Raw genomic sequence first — 2,866 nt, 5'->3', positions numbered from 1 at the left:
GCCCGGCGTGAAGACGATTTGGCTTGGCCTGAAAGAAGTTCATGTCGCCGCGAAGACTCTGCGAGGATTACGAGCCGTCGATGATGGGGACAATTGTGTATAACCGCATGCTCTTTCCGGGGCATACCGCCATAAAATGCACGGAAAGTACGAGACCCCATATTGCTCAACTGGACAAATTGCGATAGTGCCGTGACTCGGCTATTTTTCATAGTTCGTCGATTGCCTATTGTTTCCGACACCGCGATTGCGAAGACCCGCGGAGATTGCAGGCAACCGTCAGTTCGATCGTCGTCAAGCGACAGCCGCATCCCTCGCGCGCAGTGAGGAACATGCCGTAGTCTGAGTTCGGCCAGGGGGCGCTTGCGGTCTCCGAATCGACGGGCGGAGGAAAGCGGCGGTACGCGCATATTGGATACCGACGGCGCTCGTTGATCTATTAGGGGCGCGTCAGATTCGCCATTCGTCCCGCTGGGAGAACGACTATGAATTTCAACTCCGACGATTTCCGAGTGCGCGAGGGCGACACGGTTTTGCTTACGAAATGGCCGACGCGCATGACTCCGCTCCACGAGTCGAGGGACCAGTATCATACTCTGCTAGCCGAGCACATCGAGAGGCTCAGCAAGCTACAAGGGTTACTCTATGCGGACAACCGCTACTCTGTTCTCATCATCTTCCAAGCAATGGATGCGGCGGGCAAGGACGGCGTCATCAAACACGTAATGTCGGGCGTCAACCCGCAGGGATGCCAGGTGTTCAGCTTCAAGCATCCGAGCGCAAACGAACTTCAGCATGATTTCCTCTGGCGCACCACTCACGACCTGCCAGAACGCGGCCGTGTCGGCATCTTCAACCGTTCTTACTATGAGGAGGTGTTGATCCTTCGCGTGCATCCCGAGATCCTACGCGGCGAGGGTCTATCGCTTGTGTCGGGTTCTGGCGAATCCCTCTGGCATGGCCGCTACCGTTCAATTGCCGATTTGGAAGCCCATCTTTACCGTAACGGAACGCGTGTTGTGAAGTTCTTCCTGCATCTTTCGAAGGAGGAACAGCGTAAGCGCTTTCTGGCACGTATTGACGATCCCAATAAGAACTGGAAATTCAGCATGGCCGACGTCGAGGAGCGAAAATTCTGGACGAAATATATGACGGCGTACGAAAAATGTCTGAGCGCGACTAGCACGGAACTTGCGCCCTGGTACGTAGTACCCGCCGACGACAAGGAGGACGCACGGCTGATTGTGTCGCAGATCATCCTCGACACCCTCGGTGGGTTGAAATTGCAGTACCCGAAGACGACCGCCGAGCGGAAAAAAGAACTATCCAAGATCCGCGAGCAGCTCACGAAGCGGAGAGACTAATCGGGCAGGCCGACGAAACACGTCCTTGGCAGGAGACCGCGCCAAACCGGAGGCTGACTAAGCGGCAAGGCGGTGGTCTTCTTTTCCGGCGATGAAGGGATACCAGCGTTCAACGTAAGACCGGAGCTGGTTATTGAGCACGGCGGTCCGGATTTGCAGCAGGTTGTGCGCGTGCCGAGGCCGCCAGGCCATCTGCTGCCGTTTGACGAATCGCTTGCTGACCACCTGGTTGACGGCCGACTCGACAAAACCTGAGGCAATGGGCTCCCCATGCCGATAGCGATCACCGTAGTTCACGATGAAGTGCCGGTTGTTTTCGAGGTAGACAATGAACTCCTCGAGCTTGCCGAGGAGTTTGGCTTCCTCGGGGCTGGCCTCAGGGTCCAGATCCCAGCTCAGGCTTTCCAGGCGGCGCAACGCTGGAAAGGGGTAGCCGTGCCACAAGTGCCACTTGGCGCCATGCAGCGTCTTGATCAATGCGGTATTGCTGGGGCCATCGCTGTGTGCCGGCCGGCCCTTGATCATCTGTTCGAGATTCTGTACCCGCATGGCGATGTGGAACCAATCGAGAACGTACTCACCGCGGTCACCAAAGCCGAGCTGGGCAAACCGTACGGTATCCCCGCCGTCCGACAAGAAGGTGACCGGCTGACTGGGTTGCACACCTTCTCGTAGCAGGAAGTTCGTAAGCGCGAAATTAAGCGCACCTAGCTTTCGCGGCTGAGAGTAGGCAGGCTTGCGTCCGCAACTACTATTTGCGGACGCAAGCATCATGGACAACGAATCTGAAGTTCTGCCGCTGAGGGTGATCCGGGTTCGCTCCAACGGAAAGCGCGACTTTGACCCCAGGGACAAGCGCCAACTGGTCGAGGCGTGTCTGCGGCCAGGGGCATCGGTAGCGGGGATGGCGCTCAAGGCCGGCATCAATGCGAACCAGTTGCACAAGTGGATTCGGCTGCACCGAGTGGCAACTGAAGCCGCTGCGGCCGATAGTGCGGAACCTGTACTGCCAGCGTTCGTGCCGGTCGTCGAGGTTTGCGGCGCCACGCGCGTTCCGGAGTCGCCGGCAAAGCTGGAATGTCTGCCGGCCCAAGCGCCTGCTTGCACCCAACCATCGCCGCGTCCACCTCTGACATCCGCGCTACTCACCGCGCGGCTCCCCAACGGCGTGACGGTGGAACTCGAATGTGGCGGGCAGGACGTTGCGCTGGTAAAGGCGATGATCGAAGCGTTGGGAGCGCCTTGATGTTCCGGCTCGACGCTGACCTGCAGGTCTACCTGCACCGCAATGCGGTGGACTTCCGCCTTGGGATCAATGGGTTAGTTGCCCTGGTCGAGCAGTCGATGCAGCTTGATCCGTTTGCCCGCGCCGTCTACGCCTTTCATAACCTTCGGCGCAACCGCATCAAGCTTTTACTGTGGGACCGAAACGGCTTCTGGATGCTTTTGAAGCGATTAGAGGAAGACCGTTTTGTGTGGCCGCGGCGTGAGCACGCGGTGAT

General features: G+C 58.2%; 3 protein-coding genes and 1 pseudogene. 3 read left to right on the top strand and 1 reads right to left on the bottom strand.

The genetic code is table 11. The features are described from left to right. Positions 1 to 485: 485 nt before the first annotated feature. Positions 486 to 1,364 (top strand): ADP-polyphosphate phosphotransferase, encoded by an 879-nt coding sequence (locus KHO41_RS40780; protein WP_211958858.1) that lies wholly within the window; start codon positions 486 to 488, stop codon positions 1,362 to 1,364. Between the two features lie 57 nt (positions 1,365 to 1,421). On the opposite strand, the pseudogene KHO41_RS40775 reads toward KHO41_RS40780, so the two are convergent. Continuing rightward, positions 1,422 to 2,045, bottom strand: a pseudogene (locus KHO41_RS40775) (ISKra4-like element ISBte1 family transposase); the annotation flags it as partial. A gap of 55 nt (positions 2,046 to 2,100) precedes the next feature. On the opposite strand from KHO41_RS40775, the gene tnpA reads away from it, so the two are divergent. Both tnpA and tnpB read left to right on the top strand, forming a co-directional pair. Next, positions 2,101 to 2,610, top strand: coding sequence for an IS66-like element accessory protein TnpA (gene tnpA / locus KHO41_RS40770; RefSeq protein ID WP_342344512.1), 510 nt, complete (start codon positions 2,101 to 2,103; stop codon positions 2,608 to 2,610). Further along, the coding region (tnpB, locus tag KHO41_RS40765; protein ID WP_211958857.1) for an IS66 family insertion sequence element accessory protein TnpB at positions 2,610 to 2,866 on the top strand (257 nt) is incomplete at its 3' end. The genes tnpA and tnpB, both read left to right, overlap by 1 nt.

The sequence above is a fragment of the Cupriavidus numazuensis genome (assembly GCF_905397435.1).
GTDB classification, from domain to species: domain Bacteria; phylum Pseudomonadota; class Gammaproteobacteria; order Burkholderiales; family Burkholderiaceae; genus Cupriavidus; species Cupriavidus numazuensis.
The sequence above is the reverse complement of the archived record's forward strand: the minus strand, read 5'-3'. Positions and strand labels throughout refer to the sequence as shown.

Excerpts from the sequence above, each read along its gene's own strand:
- KHO41_RS40780 (WP_211958858.1), top strand. The coding sequence starts at position 486 with ATGAATTTCAACTCCGACGATTTCCGAGTGCGCGAGGGCGACACGGTT.